The organism is Mycobacterium helveticum (assembly GCF_007714205.1).
Classification (GTDB): Bacteria; Actinomycetota; Actinomycetes; order Mycobacteriales; family Mycobacteriaceae; genus Mycobacterium; species Mycobacterium helveticum.
On record NZ_VMQU01000020.1, the window covers coordinates 25,464 to 39,453 of the forward strand.

The 13,990-nt window shown below is 67.7% G+C and carries 11 protein-coding genes and 1 pseudogene; 4 read left to right on the plus strand and 8 right to left on the minus strand.

Annotated features, from left to right (window positions below; translation table 11 throughout):
- Nucleotides 1-60 precede the first annotated feature (60 nt).
- The 5 genes from FPZ47_RS06965 to FPZ47_RS06985 form a co-directional block, all read right to left on the minus strand.
- A complete protein-coding gene (locus tag FPZ47_RS06965) occupies nt 61-1,272 on the minus strand; it encodes a YeeE/YedE thiosulfate transporter family protein (RefSeq protein WP_144950081.1) in 1,212 nt (403 codons plus the stop codon).
- A 164-nt stretch (nt 1,273-1,436) separates the two neighbouring features.
- Entirely contained in the window at nt 1,437-1,754 is a 318-nt protein-coding gene (gene fdxA / locus FPZ47_RS06970; RefSeq protein ID WP_144950079.1) for a ferredoxin, read from the minus strand.
- A 53-nt stretch (nt 1,755-1,807) separates the two neighbouring features.
- Nucleotides 1,808-3,172, minus strand: a complete 1,365-nt coding sequence (locus tag FPZ47_RS06975) for an FAD-dependent oxidoreductase (RefSeq protein WP_144950077.1) — start codon at nt 3,170-3,172, stop codon at nt 1,808-1,810.
- Nucleotides 3,173-3,203: 31 nt separating this feature from the next.
- Complete coding sequence (locus FPZ47_RS06980) at nt 3,204-3,920, minus strand: phosphoadenylyl-sulfate reductase (protein WP_144950075.1); 717 nt, start codon at nt 3,918-3,920, stop codon at nt 3,204-3,206.
- The gene (locus FPZ47_RS06985) at nt 3,917-5,587 is read right to left on the minus strand and encodes a nitrite/sulfite reductase (RefSeq protein ID WP_144950127.1); all 1,671 of its coding nucleotides are present in this window, start codon (nt 5,585-5,587) and stop codon (nt 3,917-3,919) included. The genes FPZ47_RS06980 and FPZ47_RS06985 overlap by 4 nt, the downstream gene beginning before the upstream one ends.
- A gap of 121 nt (nt 5,588-5,708) precedes the next feature.
- Here FPZ47_RS06985 and FPZ47_RS06990 point away from each other — a divergent pair.
- A pseudogene (locus tag FPZ47_RS06990) lies at nt 5,709-6,089 on the plus strand (WS/DGAT domain-containing protein); the annotation flags it as partial.
- Between the two features lie 277 nt (nt 6,090-6,366).
- Here the strand turns inward: FPZ47_RS06990 and FPZ47_RS06995 are convergent.
- The 3 genes from FPZ47_RS06995 to FPZ47_RS07005 are packed head-to-tail and all read right to left on the minus strand — an operon-like array spanning nt 6,367 to nt 10,022.
- Entirely contained in the window at nt 6,367-7,629 is a 1,263-nt protein-coding gene (locus FPZ47_RS06995) for an alpha/beta hydrolase (RefSeq protein WP_425461755.1), read from the minus strand.
- Nucleotides 7,630-7,637: 8 nt separating this feature from the next.
- A complete protein-coding gene (fadD12, locus tag FPZ47_RS07000) occupies nt 7,638-9,278 on the minus strand; it encodes an acyl-CoA ligase FadD12 (RefSeq protein WP_144950071.1) in 1,641 nt (546 codons plus the stop codon).
- 3 nt (nt 9,279-9,281) lie between these two features.
- On the minus strand, nt 9,282-10,022 hold the full coding sequence (locus tag FPZ47_RS07005; RefSeq protein WP_144950125.1) for a lysophospholipid acyltransferase family protein: 741 nt from the start codon (nt 10,020-10,022) through the stop codon (nt 9,282-9,284).
- 313 nt (nt 10,023-10,335) lie between these two features.
- Between FPZ47_RS07005 and FPZ47_RS28290 the strand changes: the two genes are divergently transcribed.
- The 3 genes from FPZ47_RS28290 to FPZ47_RS07020 are packed head-to-tail and all read left to right on the plus strand — an operon-like array spanning nt 10,336 to nt 13,909.
- A complete protein-coding gene (locus FPZ47_RS28290; RefSeq protein ID WP_168209380.1) occupies nt 10,336-10,698 on the plus strand; it encodes a hypothetical protein in 363 nt (120 codons plus the stop codon).
- Between the two features lie 13 nt (nt 10,699-10,711).
- On the plus strand, nt 10,712-12,478 hold the full coding sequence (locus tag FPZ47_RS07015) for a DUF3556 domain-containing protein (protein ID WP_144950069.1): 1,767 nt from the start codon (nt 10,712-10,714) through the stop codon (nt 12,476-12,478).
- Nucleotides 12,479-12,487: 9 nt separating this feature from the next.
- Nucleotides 12,488-13,909, plus strand: coding sequence for a phytoene desaturase family protein (locus FPZ47_RS07020; protein WP_144950067.1), 1,422 nt, complete (start codon nt 12,488-12,490; stop codon nt 13,907-13,909).
- Nucleotides 13,910-13,990 lie beyond the last annotated feature (81 nt).

Below are 13,990 nucleotides of genomic sequence, written 5' to 3' on the forward strand. Positions count from 1 at the left end.
CCGCACACGTCGCTACCGTGCCGCACACAACGATCACGCGCAACCATTTCTCATGCGGTTTCATCTTTCTGCACGCGCATTCCCGTACACGAAACGAGCCGTCGCGGTCATGCCGATGAAGACCGCGATCGCGAACACCCAGGCGCTGGCGGCCATCTGCACGCCACCACTGAGAAGGTGCCCACTGGTACATCCATCGGTCATCCGCGCACCGAACATCATGACGAAGGCGCCACCGAAGCTGCCGAGTGCCCGCTTGACCGGACCGTTTCCGAACCGGTTGCGCCAGGATGGAGGAATAACCGGCCGGAAGCCCTGAAAATGCCGGCTCACGAAGAGCGCGGCAAGCAATGCGCCGAGGAACGTTCCGATGTCGGAAAACGGCTCCCATCCTACTTTGTGGATCGCCACGTTGCTGTAATCGAAGCTCGGGAGGAACAGTCGACCGGCCAACCACGAGTATGTCGTGGATTCACCGAAAATCTGGTGCAGGAAAATGGCGAGTACCACCAGCAACCCGATAAAGACACTGGTGCTCAACTTGATTCGGGAGTAGAAGTTACTGTCGGGCACGTCGGCCGCCACCACGCTGTGGAGCCCGTTCGAGCAGTTCTGCCGCAACCCGCCTTCTGCCAAATATGCGGCCGTGTCGCGCATCGATTCCTGATCCCGCGGACTGATCTGTCCCGTGCGGGCTTGCATCACCCAACTTCGGCCGCCTGAATAGCGAGGAAGAAATGCCGTACCGGCGAGCAGTGCAACCGCGTACACGGCGGCGATCAGCAGTGTGAATACCGGCCGAATGTGGTGGACCGAACCGGATGCGATGACATCACCGTAGCCAGCGGTGTGTAGTAACCACCGGCCGGCCGCCGTTTGATACAGCATTGTCCAGGCTGCGGCGCCCAGGACACCGCCCGGAAACGCATACAACGCGTCGCGGCGGCCCTCGCCGAGGGCCATCAATTCTGAACCCGGGACGTAGCCAGATACCGCCATGCCCGCGCCGAACAGCAGTCCACCAATGGCCACGCCGACGACGTATACCGGCTTCGGCGAAAAATGCATGGAAATTCCGAGAGCATACAGGCCGTAGAGGGCGAGAGCCCCGATTGCGCAAGCGATAGCCAGGCAGCCGACCAACAACCGGTCTTTCCAACGGGCGAGCCGGATCAGGGTCTCCGGATTACCGATTCCCCAGACCTCGCCGACGCCGCCGAACAGGATTCCGAACACCACGCCGATCCACAGCGGGGCTGTCACCGTGATCATTACGGCGTCGGCCTTAATGCCCGGGAATCAGCCGGGACCGGCTGAGCGGACAACACAACAGTGCGCGCAGCAGGGTACGGCGCGCGGGCACTGGCCGGCGAGGCGAGTGACCGCGGGCGAAGTGTATGTAGCACAATCAGTTACATTCGCAATATGAGTGACGCCTACTTTGCGGGGTCCTTATTTTTGATCGGGTCCGGGTCGTTGTCGGTCATTCCGACCCGGGCTGCGCCGCCGGGAGAGCCGAGCTGGGCGAAGAAGTCGGCGTTGATCTGGGTGTAGTCGCTCCACTCCTCCGGGACGTCTTCGTCGACATAGATGGCTTCGACCGGGCACACCGGCTCGCAGGCGGCGCAATCGATGCACTCGTCGGGCTGGATGTAGAGCATGCGTTGACCCTCGTAGATACAGTCGACGGGACATTCGTCGACGCAACTCTTGTCTTTAACGTCGATGCAGGGTTCGGTAATCACAAACGTCACGGATTTTGCCTTCCTTTTCAGCTCACGGTGAGCGATACGGTGGTATGACCGGGTCAATCGTGGCCAACCCGCAGCATTTCGGCAATGGCGGACAGCTTGACGCGGGGCCTGCCGCAGGACTGACCGGCTTTTCGCTCGTAGGCGTCGATGAGCTTCCAGTGTGCGGTGGTGACCAGTTGCGGTCGGCGTGCGGCCAGCCAGGTGGCGAGTTGGTCGGCGTGGTCGGCGCCGAACTCGGCGAGCCCGGAATCTTTGGCAGCACGCAGGTCGTTGAGCAGCGTGTCGACGGTTTCTTGGGAATCTTTCTTGTTGGTGCCGATCACCCCGGTGGGTCCGCGTTTTATCCAGCCGACGACGTAGGCGTTGCGGGTGCCCGCGACCTTGCCGTTGGTGTTGGGGATGGTGCCACTGCGGTCGTCGAACGGCAGCCCGGCGATGGGGATGCCGCGGTAACCGACCGCTCGGACGATGAGTTGGGCGGACAGGGTTTCGCGTGCGCCGGTGTCCTTGGCCACCATCGCGCCGTTGTCGTCGCGGACCAGCTCGTTACGGCCCAGCACGATCTGCTCGACTTTGCCGTTGCCGCGGATCTCGATGGGCGAGCTCAGGAAGCGGAAGACGATGCGGCGGTAGCCGGGATGGGGCTGGCGGGCGGCGTATTTGCGTAGCACGGCCACGTTGCTCTTGACGGTCTTGCTCGCCGCGGCGACATCGTCGTCGTCGACCGCCAGCTGGGCCGGGTCGACGATGACGTCGACGCCGTCCAGCTCGCCCAATTCGCGCAGCTCCAGTGTGGTGAACGCGGCCTGTAACGGGCCGCGCCGGCCCACGATCAGCACTTCGCGCACTCCGCAGGGTCGCAGCGATTCCAGCGCATGATCGGCGATGTCGGTGCTCGCGAGCACGTCCGGGTCGGTCACCAGCATGCGTGCCACGTCCAGGGCGACATTGCCGTTGCCGACCACGACAGCCCGCGCCCCGGACAGGTCGGGTGCCATCTGTGCGAAGTTCGGGTGGGCGTTGTACCAACCCACGAAGTCGACCGCGGCCACACTCCCGACCAGGTGTTCCCCGGGAATGTTGAGCGGCCGATCAGATTGCGCGCCGACGGCATAGATCACGGCGTCGTACTGCCGGGCGAGCTCATCCACGCTGATGTGTTGGCCCACCGCGACATTCCCGAAAAACCGGAAGCGCGGATCCTCGGCAGTCTTTTCGAACTGCTTGCTGACGGACTTGATCTTGGGATGATCCGGCGCCACCCCCGAGCGCACCAAACCCCACGGGGTCGGCAACATCTCCAGCATGTCGACCACCACGTCGAAGTCCTCCGACGCGTCGGCGGCCTTCAACAGCGACGCCGCGGCGAAGAATGCCGACGGGCCGGAGCCGACGATCGCAATGTAAAAGGGACGCATCACCACCGAATTTCCCTTCGACGACGGTGATTCACGGTGCTTTCGGGACGTGTAGCCCGCACTCGGTCTTGTTCAATCCCTGCCAACGTCCGCTACGTTTGTCGGCGCCCGGCGCCGGCTTCGTGGTGTTCGGTGCGCACCCGATCGACGTGTAGCCCTCTTCTATAAGGGGATTGACCAGCACCGTGTGTTCCGTGATATAGCGCTGCATGTCGTCATCGGTCCAGGCGGCCAACGGATTGACCTTGAGCAAGCCGAACGTCTCGTCGAAGCTGATCAGCGGGGCGTCGGCGCGAGTGGGCGCGTCGACCCGCCGGAGCCCGGTCACCCAGGCACGAAATCCGTGTTCGGGCAGTGCTTTGGTCAACGGGACGACCTTGCGCAACCGGCAGCACTCGTTGGGATCGGTGTGGCACAGGCTCGTTCCCAGAGCCAGCACCGACGGTTCGGGACCGATGGTCAGCATCCGCACGTCGTAGTTGGCCGCGACCGCGTCACGCATGCCGAGGGTTTCGCTGAATTCGTTGCCGGTGTCGATGTAGAGCACCGGCACACCCGGGCGCACGGCAGCGGCCAGGTCGATGAGCACCGCGTCCTGCATGTTCGACGCGACGACGTAATGCTCGCCGAACTGCGCATCCGTCCAGCGCAGCAGGTCGGTCGCGTCGGCGCCGTCGAGTTCGGCCGCGCCGCGGGCGGCCAGGTCGCGCAACTGGACCTCGGTCCAGCTGTCGGTGTGTTGACTCATCGCAGATCCTCTTCGTCGGCGCGCAGCGCCCACTGCGCGAATCGTTCGCCGTCCTGGCGCTGATCGATGAAGTTGCGCACCACGCGGTCGATGTAGTCGCCGAGATCGGTGCTGAACACCTTGTGCTGGCGCAGTTTTCGCCCGAACTCGGCACCCGCGCCAACGCTGCCGCCGAGATGCACCTGAAAGCCTTCCACCGCCCCGCCGTGACCGTCGTCGACCATTTGGCCCTTGAAGCCGATGTCGGCGATCTGCACCCGGGCGCACGAATTCGGGCACCCGTTGAGGTGCACGCTGATCGGCACGTCTAGCGCGCTGTTGAGATCGGCCAGACGGCGCTCCAGTTCGGGGACCAAGGTTTGGGCTCGGACCCGTGTCTCGGTGAAAGACAATTTGCAGAATTCAATCCCACTGCAGGCCATCAGATTTTTCCGCCAGCGTGACGGCTGCCGCGGCAGGCCCAGGGCGTCGAGGCCGGCCAGTGTGTCGTCAAGTTTGTCGTCGGGCACATCGAGCACGATCAATTTCTGATACGGACTCAACCGGGCCCGGTCCGAGCCGGCTTTCCCCATCAGATCGGCCACCGCCGACAAGATGGTGCCAGAAACCCGTCCGGCGATCGGGGCGACCCCGATCGCATTGTGGCCGTTTTTTTGCCGCTGCACACCGACATGGTCGATCGGGAAAGCCGGCGGCTCGGGGGCCGGGCCGTCACGAAGCGAGCGGTGCAGGTACTCGGTTTGCAGGATGTGGCGGAATTTCTCCACACCCCAGTCCTTGACCAGAAACTTCATTCGCGCCTTGGAACGCAGCCGACGGTAACCATAGTCACGAAACAGCGCAGTCACCGCCTCCCACACATCGGGCACCTCGTCCAGCGGAACCCAGGCCCCTAATCGCTGGGCGAGCATCGGATTGGTGGACAACCCGCCACCGACCCACACGTCCGTCCCCGGGCCGTGCTCGGGATGGTCAACCCCGATAAACGCCACATCGTGGGTTTCGTGGGAGACGTCCTGCAAACCCGAAATCGCGGTCTTGTATTTACGCGGCAGATTCGCGTACTCCGGGTTATCCAGAAACCGCCGGACGATCTCGTCGATCGCCGGGGTCGCGTCGAGCACCTCATCGACAGACTCACCAGCCAGCGGCGAGCCGTGAAAGCCACGCGGACAATCCCCACACGCCTCGATGGTCGACAGGCCCACCGTCTCCAACCGACGCCAGATCTCGGGAACGTCTTCGATCTGCACCCAATGAATCTGCAGGTTTTCCCGGTCCCCGATATCGGCGGTATCGCGGGCGAACTCTGTGGAAATCTCCCCCAGGGCGGCCAACGCGGCGGCCGACAACGCCTTACCGTCCGAGCGGACCCGCATCATGAAGTTGCGGCTCTCAATCACGTCGATGTTCTCGTCACCGGTCCACGAGCCGTCATACCCTTGTTCCCTCTGGGTGTACAAACCCATCCAGCGGAACCGGCCCCGCAGATCGGTCTTGTCGATGCTGTCGAAACCCGCCGCAGCGTAGGTGTTCAGGATGCGGTCACGCACATTGAGCGGCGCGTCGTCGTGCTTGAACTGTTCGTTGTCATTAAGCGGCGCCCGATCTGCCAACGCCCACTGGCCCTCGGACCGCTGACGACCCGAATGATTCGATGCATTCAATCCCGGTCCTCCTCCCGAAGCGGATGACGATTCAGACTCGGTTGCCCACAGCACCGATGTGCTAAACGGGGGACTTGCTGTGAAAGACACGGGAACGTCCTGAGCGCATCGATCGCCTCGGGCCAAGGCGCTGTCGGCGCATCAGATCATGGGGTCGACCGAGACCACCCCGCCCGGGCTGCTGCAGCTGGCCGCGCGGGCGTACACCGCCAGCGGGCTGTCGCGAAACCTGGCCCCCATCAACCTGGTTGTGTCCAACGTGCCGGGGCCGCCGTGGCCGCTGTACATGGCCGGCGCCAAGCTGGATTCGCTGGTGCCGCTGGGTCGACCGGTGCTGGGTCGACCGGTGCTGGGTCGACCGGTGCTGGGTCGACCGGTGCTGGACGTCGCCCTGAACGTCACCTGCTTACCCTACACGGACTACCTCGACCTCGGCTTCGTGACCACCCCGGAGGTGGCCAACGACATCGACGAGATGGCCGACCTCATCGAGCCGGCGCTGACCGGGCCCGGGTCCTGTGCTGGCGGTGGGGCGGTACAGCCAGGGGCGCAGGTGTCGGTCGCGGGTGCGGTAGGCGTCGATGTCGTTGCGGTGGCGCAGATGGTCGTCGATGTCGTCCAGTCCGTCGCGAAGCAGTTCGCGGGGCCGACGGAGTCAGCGCCATCTGCATCCCCGACGTCGACCGCCGTCATGCGTTGGTGCAGGAGCCGATGAAGGCGGCGCCGATGGGTATGGTGGTCATCGATCGCGGTGAGGCGGCTGCGGGCTGATTTTTCGGCTAGCCGCGATCCGGATAGGTCGTCGCGTAGACCCAGGACAAAAACCGGGCCACCGCCTCGGCGGATTGGTGCGCCCGCGGCGACGAGAAGATGTCGAAAGCGTGCTGGGCGCCGGGCAATTCGGCGTAGGCGACCGGCGACTTGGACACCGCGCGCAGTTCGTCGACGAATTCCTGCGCCTCGCCGACCGGGATGAGCGAGTCGTCGCGGCCGTGCAGGACGAAGAACGGCGGCGCGTCGGCGCGCAGCCGCCGGATCGGCGAGGCGTCGACGTAGACGTGCCGGTGCGTCGCGAATTTCCTTTTGACGACGAACTTCTCGAGCAGGCCTATGAATTCGCGACGCCCGTCGCCCTCAGTGGAGAACCAGTCGTAGCGCCCGTACACCGGAACCGCGGCGACCACCGAGGTGTCGGCGTCCTCGAAGCCCGGCTGGTATTCGGGGTCGCCCGCGGTCAGCGCGGCCAGCGAACACAGGTGACCGCCCGCGGACCCGCCGGTGATCGCGACGAAGTCGGGGTCGCCGCCGTAGTCGGCGATGTTCTCCTTCACCCACGCCAGCGCGCGTTTGACGTCGACGATGTGGTCGGGCCAGGTGTGCCGCGGGGACACCCGGTAGCCGATCGACACGCACACCCAGCCGCGGGCCGCCAGGTGGCTCATCAGCGGGTAGGCCTGCGGACGGCGCATCCCGATCACCCAGGCCCCGCCGGGCACCTGCAGCAGCACCGGTGCCTTCCCGTCGCGCGGCAGGTCGCGGCGCCGCCAGACGTCGGCGAGGTTCGCGCGGCCGTGCGGGCCGTAGCGCACCACGTTGGTCTTCTCGACGTAGCGACGGCGCGCGACGGTGTTGGCCAGCGGCAGGATCCGGCGCCCGCGGCGGGTGAAGGCCGCCGGGAGGTCGAGGATCTCGTTGGCGTAGTCGGGGCCGAGTTGTTCGCGCAGCCCGGCCTCGAGCACGGGGCCGGGGGTGGTGACGCCGCGGTAGCGGATCGCCCCCAGGATCGCCCACGACGCGACCGTCAGGACGAGCGCCGCCCGGCCCCGGGGCCCGGCGAAGTCGCCGCGCCGGCCGCGGCGCAGCGCATCCACCAGGGAGGCCGAGAAGTACAGGCCCGGCACCTCCGAGGTCGGCCAGCCGAACCAGAACACCAGAACGGTCCGGTAACCCTTGCGGGCCAACGGCCGGAAGCCGTTGGCGGCGTTGGCCAATTCCAGCGCGGCCCGGGCCAGGGGCCGCGGGCGGCGCAGCCGCCCGGTCAGCGCGAACCTCACGAGCCGCGCCCCTTCGCCCGCAGTTCGTTGCGCAGGATCTTGCCGGTGCTGCCGCGGGGCAGCTCGTCGACGATCGCGATCCCGCGGGGCACCTTGTAGTTGGCCAGGTTTTCCCGAACGTGCTGCTTGAGGTCGTCGGCGGTCGCCGGCCTGCCCGGCTGCAGCACCACGAACGTCGCCAGCCGCTGGCCGTACTGCTCGTCGTCGACGCCGATCACCGCGGCTTCGGCCACGCCGGGGTGTGCGGCCAGCGTCTTCTCCACCTCGACGGGGTAGACGTTCTCCCCGCCGGAGACGATCATCTCGTCGTCGCGGCCGACGACGAACAGCCGCCCGGCCGCGTCCAGGTACCCGACGTCGCCCGACGACATGAACCCGGCGTGGAAGTCTTTCGCGGAGCCCTCCGTGTAGCCCTCGAACTGGGTGTCGTTGCGCACGGAGATGGTGCCCACCTCGCCGGGGGGCAGCTCGTGGAATTCGGAGTCCAGGATCCGGATTTCGGTCCCGCCGGCGGGCCGGCCCGCGGTGTCGGGCGCCGCGCGCAGGTCCTGCGGCGTGGCCGTGGCGATCATGCCGGCCTCGGTGGCGTTGTAGTTGTTGTAGATGACGTCGCCGAGCTGATCCATGAACGCGATGACGACGTCGGGGCGCATCCGGGACCCCGATGCCGCCGCGAACCGTAATGACTCGCCGCTGTAGCGCTTTCGCACCTCGTCGGGCAGCTCCATGATGCGGTCGAACATCACCGGGACGACGATGAGGCCGGTCGCGTTGTGCCGGTCGATGAGGTTGAGCGTCGTCTCCGGGTCGAACTTGCGCCGGGTGATCACCGTGCACGCCATCGTCGCGGCGAACACCAACTGCGAAAAGCCCCACGCGTGAAACATCGGCGCCACGATCACGACGGGTTCCTCGGTGCGCCAGGGCGTGCGGTCCAGGATCGTTTTGAGGGTGCCGATTCCCGCGTTGCCGCCGGATTGGTTGGCGCCCTTGGGGCTTCCGGTGGTGCCCGAGGTGAGCAGGATCATCCTGCCCTTGCGGCCGCTGCGTTGCGGTTGCCGGCCGGTGTGTGCGGCGATCAGGCCCTCGACCGTCGGTTCGTCCCGCGGCCCGTCGGTCCAGGCCACGATCCGGGTGGCCGCCGGAATGTCGGCGAGCGCGCGGTCCACCGTCGCGGCGAACTCCTCGTCGTAGACGACGGTGTCGACCCCTTCGCGGTTGACCACCTCGGTCAGCGCCGGCCCGGCGAACGACGTGTTGAGCAGCACCACGTCGGAGCCGATCCGGTTGGCGGCCACCACCGCCTCGACGAAGCCGCGGTGGTTGCGGCACATGACCCCGACCACGCCTGCCTTTCCGGTGGGCGCCGCGCCGGATGGCAGCCCGTGCAGCGCCGCGGCGAACGCGTCGATCCGCTCGTCGAGCTGCCGCCAGGTGAGCGTGCCGATTTCGTCGATCAGGCCGGGGCGCTCAGGGCAGCGCTGCGCCGCGCCGGCGAAGCCCACCGTCATGCCCATGCCCTCGCGCCGCATGGCGGCGGCGATCTTCAGGTAGCGGTCGGGGCGCAGCGGCGCGATCAGTCCGGCGCGCCGCAACGTGCCCAGCAGGCCCAGGGCCTGTCCGATGCGAGAGTCCACGGCTCAGCCCAGGATCGGGAAGCGGCGCTCGGCGGCCAGCTCGTCGAGACCCTGCTGCATGACCGAGCGCACGTACTCGTCGACCTCGTCGGCGTCGGGTTCGTCGCCGAAGCGCGCTGCGATGTCGATCGGCTCCAGCACCCGCGTCACGATCTTGGTGGGCAGCGGCACGTTGGGCGGGATCACCGCGCTGAGGCCGAACGGGAAGCCGAACGACAGCGGCAGGATGGCGCTGCGCAGCAGGCGCTTCACCCCGAGCCGCTCGGCCAGCCAGGTGCCGCGGGACAGGTAGAGCTGGGTCTCCTGCCCGCCGATCGAGACCGCGGGCACGATGGGCACGCCGGCTTCGACCGCCGTGCGCACGTAGCCCTTGCGGCCGTTGAAGTCGATGACGTTCTCCGACAACGTCGGCCGGCAGGCGTCGTAGTCGCCGCCGGGGAACACGATCACCACGCCGCCGGACCGCAGGGCCGCCGCGGCGTTCTCCCGGTTGGCGCGGATGTAGCCGGTGCGCCGGAAGAACTGCCCGGTGGGCCCCGCCATCAGGATGTCGTGGCTGAGCGTGTAGACCGGCCGGTCGTACCCGAACCGCGCATAGAACTCGGCGCTGAAGATCGGGACGTCCATCGGGAACATGCCGCCGGAATGGTTACCGACCACCAGCGCGCCGCCGGGCGGGAAGGAGCCCAGACCGTGCACCTGGCAGCGGAAGTAGGTCTTGAGCACCGGACGCATGACGCCCATCACGCGCTGCGTCAGTCCCGGATCCCACTTGTCGATGTCCCCGACGTCCGCGGCGTCTTCGGTCACGTTGCTCCTCGGGTTGGGTTACCTCGGGTTGGGTTACCTCGGGGCCGGGCCGCATCGAGGCGACGGTGCGTTCCCCGATCGTAACGGGCCGGTGTCGGGGGGTTGCTCCGCGTTTTCTTTTCCCGCGCAACTCGCCGCGGCGGGCCCGGCGGCGGCGTATCTTGACGTCCACGCGTATGGTGCCGGCCGCGTGCGGCGCGCTATGGTTACCCACGCCCGACGGTAAACCCCAGTTGAGAGGGACGGAATGGACCTCGCCGGCCTGACTGACGTGCCCCCGCGGGTTGGCGCCACCGGGGTGACGCCCGATGGCTCCGCGGCCGTGGCGGCCGAGACGGCCGACCGTCGCCAGGCCGAGTATTTTCTGGGTCTGCTGCTGCAGCGCCGCCGCCTCATCGACCATCGGATCGACGAAAGCCGCAGGGCCGTCGTCGCCGCCGAGAAGGGGGGCGACGCCGAGCGCGCCTACGGCTTGCGGCGGACGGCCCACGGCGAAGAACAGGACCGGCGGATCCTCGACGGTCTGATCGAGAACCTGCACCGGCGCTTCCCGCGGCAGGACCCGGGCGGCGTCGCCGGCGGTGCGCAGGTGCGGTTCGCGGTCCGGTAGGCGCGTACGCCCGATGGGATTCATGGCACCGGAGTTCCCCGACGTCGACCCCGAAACCTGGCCCTCCCGGCCGCGCGCGGAGCGGCGGCAGATCATGGCCCGGCATTGGGTCGAGCACGGCTTCGGGACCCCCTACGCGCTGTACCTGTTCTACGTGTTCAAGATCGCCGCCTACGGCGCCGGTGCCGCCGCGGTGATCTCGCTGACGCCGGGGCTGGGCGGGCTCGGGCGCGTCGCCGATTGGTGGACCCAGCCGATCGTCTACCAGAAAGTCGTCATCTTCACGCTGCTGTTCGAGATCCTGGGCTTGGGCTGCGGTTCGGGAGCGCTGACCGCCCGGTTCTGGCCGCCGTTCGGTGGTTTTCTGTATTGGTTGCGGCCCAACACGATTCGGCTGCCACCCTGGCCGGGTAGGGTGCCGTTGACCGCTGGCGACAACCGCACCGTCGTCGACGTCGCCCTCTATGCGATCGTGCTGGGTTCCGGGGTCTGGGCCCTGCTCTCGCCGGGTACGGGCGGCCCGGTCACCGCCGCGGGTGACCCCTCCAATGACATCGGCCTGATCGATCCCGTGCTGGTGGTCCCGATGATCGTCGCGCTGGCGCTGCTGGGCCTGCGCGACAAGACCATCTTCCTCGCCGCGCGCGGCGAGCACTACGGGCTGACGCTGCTGGTGTTCTTCTTCGGGTTCACCGACCAGATCGCCGCCTTCAAGATCATCATGCTGGCGTTGTGGTGGGGCGCGGCGACCTCCAAGCTCAACCACCACTTCCCCTACGTGGTCGCGGTCATGATGAGCAACAGCCCGCTGCTGCGCAGCAAGGCGTTCAACTGGTTCAAGCACCGGCTCTACCTCGACCCCGTCGACGACCTGCGCCCCTCCCGGGTGCCGAAGATCATGGCCCACGTCGGGGGCACCACCGCTGAATTCCTGGTGCCCCTGGTGCTGGTCTTCTTCGCCGACGGTCACCGGTGGGCCTGGTTCCTGATCGGGTTCATGGTGCTGTTCCACCTCAACATCACCTCCACCATCCCGATGGGGGTTCCGTTGGAGTGGAACGTGTTCTTCCTTTTCTCGCTGTTCTACCTGTTCGGCCACTACGCCGGGATCCGGGCCGTCGACCTCGGCTCCCCGCTGCTGCTGGCCATCCTGATCGCGGCGCTGGTGGTGGTGCCGGTCGTGGGCAACCTGTTCCCCCGGCAGATCTCGTTCCTGCCCGCGATGCGCTACTACGCCGGCAACTGGGCTACCAGCACCTGGTGCCTGCGCCGGGGCGCCGAGGACAAGATCGAGTCCAGCGTCACCAAGTCCTCGGCGCTGGTCCCCAAACAGCTTGCCCGCCTTTACGGTCCGGCCACGGCCGAACTCGTGATCGACAAGTTGATGGCGTGGCGGTCCATGCACACCCACGGGCGGACGCTCAACGGGCTGATACCGCGCGCCTTGCGCGGGCTCGACGAGGCCGACTACAGCCTGCGCGACGGCGAAATCGTCGCCGGGCCGCTGATCGGGTGGAACTTCGGCGAAGGCCACCTGCACAACGAGCAGTTGCTCGCCGCCGTGCAGCGGCGCTGCCGGTTCGACGACGGAGACGTCCGGGTGATCATCCTGGAAAGCCAGCCGATCCAGACCCGGCGGCAGGCGTACCGCATCGTCGACGCCGAGTCCGGCCTGATCGAAGAAGGCTACGTCGACGTCGCCGACATGCTGACCCGCCAGCCGTGGCCGCAACCCGGCGACGACTACCCGGTCCACGTCACCGCGCAGCGCACCACCTGATGACCTGCCATGTCTAGGGCCGTTGTCGTCGGCGCCGGCCCCAACGGCCTCGCCGCCGCGATCCACCTGGCCCGGCACGGTGTCGACGTACAGGTGCTGGAGGCCCGTGACACGGTCGGCGGGGGAGCGCGCTCGGGCGAGCTGACGGTGCCCGGGGTCGTCCACGACCACTGCTCGGCGTTCCACCCGCTCGGCGTCGGCTCCCCGTTCTGGCGGGAGATCGACCTGGCGCGCCACGGGCTGGTGTGGAAGTGGCCCGAGGTGGACTGCGCCCACCCGCTCGACGACGGCACCGCCGGCGTGCTGTACCGGTCGATCGATCGGACCACGCAGCGCATGGGGCCCGACGCGGCGCGGTGGCGGCGCGCCGTCGGGGACCTCGCGGCGGGGTTCGACGCGCTGGCGCAGGATCTGCTCCGCCCGGTGATCAACGTCCCGCGACACCCGCTGCGGCTGGCCCGTTTCGGTCCGCGCGCGCTGCTGCCGGCCACCACGATGGCCCGCTGGTTTCGCACCGAGCAGGCGCGCGCGCTGTTCGGCGGCACCGCCGCGCACGTCTACACCAGACTGGACCGGCCGCTGACCGCGTCGCTCGGGCTGATGATCCTGGCCAGCGGGCACCGCTACGGCTGGCCCGTCGCCGAAGGCGGATCCGGTTCGATCACCCGCGCCCTGGCCGCCGCGCTGACCGAGCACGGCGGCGCCGTGGCCACCGGGGTGACCGTCGCCGACCGCCGCGACATCCCCGACGCCGACATCGTCATGCTCGATCTCAGCCCCGCGCAGGCCCACGACCTCTACGGCGATCTCATGCCCGCCCGGATCAGACGCTCCTACCGGCGCTACCGCGAGGGCGCGTCGGCGTTCAAGGTCGACTTCGTCATCGAGGGCGACGTCCCCTGGACGAACCCCGACTGCGGGCGCGCCGGCACCGTCCACCTCGGCGGCTCCTTCGCCGAGGTCGCCGACACCGAACGTCAACGCGCACAAGGCGCGATGGTGCGGCGCCCCTTCGTGCTGGTGGGGCAGCAGTACCTGGCGGACCCGTCGCGCAGCGCGGGCAACCTCAACCCGGTCTGGGCCTACGCGCACGTGCCCTTCGGCTACGACGGCGACGCCACCGCCGCGGTCGTCGGGCAGATCGAGCGGTTCGCCCCGGGCTTTCGCGACCGCGTCGTCGCCACCGTCAGCACGGGCACCGCCGACCTGCAGGCCTACAACCCCAACTTCGTCGGCGGGGACATCATCGGCGGCGCCAACGACGGGCTGCAGGTGCTGTTCCGCCCGCGGGTCGCGGTCAACCCCTACGCGACCGGCGTACCGGGGGTGTATCTGTGTTCGCAGTCCACGCCGCCGGGCGCCGGTGTCCACGGGCTGTGCGGCCACCACGCCGCCGACGCGGCGCTGCGCTGGGCGCGCAAGCGGCGCTGAGCCGGCCGCCGTAGCCGAAACGTGACACAGCCTTGACCGAATCGCGAATGCGCCCTTGCGGTTCCACACGCGACGGCACCC

Excerpts from the sequence above, each read along its gene's own strand:
- FPZ47_RS07005 (WP_144950125.1), bottom strand. The coding sequence starts at position 10,022 with ATGGGCGTCATGCGTCCGGTGCTCAAGACCTACTTCCGCTGCCAGGTG.
- FPZ47_RS07020 (WP_144950067.1), top strand. The coding sequence starts at position 12,488 with ATGTCTAGGGCCGTTGTCGTCGGCGCCGGCCCCAACGGCCTCGCCGCC.
- FPZ47_RS06975 (WP_144950077.1), bottom strand. The coding sequence starts at position 3,172 with ATGCGTCCCTTTTACATTGCGATCGTCGGCTCCGGCCCGTCGGCATTC.
- FPZ47_RS06965 (WP_144950081.1), bottom strand. The coding sequence starts at position 1,272 with ATGATCACGGTGACAGCCCCGCTGTGGATCGGCGTGGTGTTCGGAATC.
- FPZ47_RS07015 (WP_144950069.1), top strand. The coding sequence starts at position 10,712 with ATGGGATTCATGGCACCGGAGTTCCCCGACGTCGACCCCGAAACCTGG.
- FPZ47_RS06980 (WP_144950075.1), bottom strand. The coding sequence starts at position 3,920 with ATGAGTCAACACACCGACAGCTGGACCGAGGTCCAGTTGCGCGACCTG.
- FPZ47_RS28290 (WP_168209380.1), top strand. The coding sequence starts at position 10,336 with ATGGACCTCGCCGGCCTGACTGACGTGCCCCCGCGGGTTGGCGCCACC.